This window comes from Streptomyces sparsus (assembly GCF_054776295.1).
The window spans coordinates 1-719 of the sequence record NZ_BAAHCA010001547.1; the positions used below are offsets into that span (position 1 = coordinate 1).

At 75.1% G+C, this 719-nt stretch carries 1 protein-coding gene; it reads left to right on the forward strand.

Going from position 1 to position 719, the window contains the following annotated elements:
* Nucleotides 1–719, forward strand: a 719-nt coding sequence (locus ACYVE9_RS29530) for a phosphoribosylamine--glycine ligase (RefSeq protein ID WP_461030937.1), incomplete at both ends; no start/stop codon positions are given.

Genomic DNA, 719 nt, shown 5'->3' on the forward strand with positions numbered 1-719 from the left:
TCCGTGCGGCCGGCGTGCCGGTGTTCGGCCCGTCGGCGCAGGCCGCCCGGTTGGAGGGTTCCAAGGCCTTCGCCAAGGACGTCATGGCGGCGGCGGGTGTGCCGACCGGCCGCAGCTACGTCTGCGGCACCGCCGAGCAGATCGACGCCGCGCTGGACGCCTTCGGCGCGCCCTACGTCGTCAAGGACGACGGCCTCGCCGCGGGCAAGGGCGTGGTGGTCACCGGGGACCTGGCCGCCGCCCGCGAGCACGCGCTGGCCTGCGAGCGGGTGGTGATCGAGGAGTACCTCGACGGCCCCGAGGTGTCCCTGTTCGCCGTCACCGACGGCGAGACGGTGGTGCCGTTGCAGCCGGCGCAGGACTTCAAGCGCGCCCTGGACGGCGACGAGGGGCCGAACACCGGCGGCATGGGCGCCTACACCCCGCTGCCGTGGGCGGACCCGAAGCTGGTCGACGAGGTGCTCACCACCGTGTTGCAGCCCACCGTCGACGAGCTGCGCCGCCGCGGCACGCCGTTCTCCGGGCTGCTGTACGCGGGGTTGGCCATCACCTCGCGCGGGGTGCGGGTCATCGAGTTCAACGCCCGCTTCGGCGACCCGGAGACGCAGGCCGTGCTCGCCCGCCTGAAGACGCCGCTGGCCGGGCTGCTGGCCGCCGCCGCCACCGGGCAGCTCGCGACCTTCCCGCCGCTGCGCTGGAGCGAGGGCGCCGCCGTCACC